The following is a 1,183-nucleotide window of genomic DNA, read 5'->3' on the forward strand; positions in this document are numbered from 1 at the left end:
TACAGAGGTTTCGGTAATTGAGTTAGTGGTGGTCACAGGGAAAGCCCGGTGTGATCGAGGAAGCCGTGGCACAGGTCGTAGTTCGACCCGATCCGGACCAGCCCGGCTTCGGTCGCCACGCGAACTTCGTCGAGGACGTCGGGGCAGAGATTGGCCAGCTCGGTGGATTTCATGTTGCCCCAGACCTGTTCGATCGGGTTGAGTTCGGGTGCATAGGCAGGGAGCCGTTCGACGTGGAGCCAGTCGCGCTGGGTCGCCAGCCATGCCTTCATTGCCGCAGACCGGTGGGCCATCAGTCCGTCCCAGATCACGATGACCTGCTCCCCGGCGAAGTGGGCGCGGAGTTCGGTGAGGAACTCGATGAGCTTGTCGGTGTTGTACGAGCCGTCGGTCATCGAGAACACGAACGCACTGTGACTACGGTCGGGCCGATAGGCCAAGACACCGGCCATGGACATGCGTTTCCAGGAGAATCGGTGACGAAGAACAGGTGTCACGCCTTTCGGCGCCCAGGTTGCGCGGACCACAGGCAGCAGCGACACGCCGCTTTCGTCCTGGAAGCAGATCCACGCACCTCGGCGCCGCGCTATTTTTTTATCCGCGGCCACTCGTTCTCGCGCCAGGCGACGATGGCGTCCTCGTCGCGTTCGACTGCCCGCCGTGCGGGTCGTTGTCGGCTCCACCCGAGTCGGGTTCGTAGGATCGTCCACGTCTGGGTGGGCCCGTAGGTCACGCCGGTGAGTCGCTCGATCACGATCGCGACCCGGCCCAGGGTCCATACTCCGGTGGCGAAGCCGTGAGCTTGGGGTCCTTTGAGCAATTCCTCTCGGACCACCTCGATCTGGGCGTCATCGAGGCGGGGTCGGCGTCCTGCCCGACCTGCTCCTTCAAGTGCCTCGTTGCCCCCGTCGGTCCACTGTCGGTGCCAGCGTGAGGCGGTCTGCTGGGAGACCTCCAACTCGACCGCGACATCGATCTGTCGTCGTCCTGCGGCGAACATCTCTGCGGCCCGCATCCGTCGGTCACGCAACGCGTCGAGATCACGACGAGTGCCGCGTTGCTTGACTTTCCGGGTGTTCGGGCCCTCGCCGGAACCGGTCTTCTTCCCTGCCATTCGTCAATGATCAAGTAGTACGGCGCGAATCCCGTGCAGCGACACACCCTATTATCGAAACATCTTTAA

At 63.0% G+C, this 1,183-nt stretch carries 2 protein-coding genes; both read right to left on the bottom strand.

The genetic code is table 11. The features are described 5' to 3' along the window. Positions 1–32: 32 nt before the first annotated feature. Positions 33–683 (bottom strand): IS630 family transposase, encoded by a 651-nt coding sequence (locus tag Q7514_RS33095; RefSeq protein WP_330137389.1) that lies wholly within the window; start codon positions 681–683, stop codon positions 33–35. Next, positions 587–1,114 carry a winged helix-turn-helix domain-containing protein gene (locus tag Q7514_RS33100; protein ID WP_330137390.1) on the bottom strand — a complete coding sequence of 176 codons (528 nt, stop codon included), beginning with the start codon at positions 1,112–1,114 and terminating at the stop codon, positions 587–589. Before Q7514_RS33100 ends, Q7514_RS33095 begins: the two co-directional genes overlap by 97 nt. Between the last annotated feature and the right edge of the window lie 69 nt (positions 1,115–1,183).

Source organism: Rhodococcus artemisiae (genome assembly GCF_036327795.1).
Classification (GTDB): domain Bacteria; phylum Actinomycetota; class Actinomycetes; order Mycobacteriales; family Mycobacteriaceae; genus Rhodococcus; species Rhodococcus artemisiae.

Bases quoted from the DNA above. Each gene is read 5' to 3' on its own strand.
- Q7514_RS33100 (WP_330137390.1), bottom strand. From the start codon at position 1,114: ATGGCAGGGAAGAAGACCGGTTCCGGCGAGGGCCCGAACACCCGGAAA.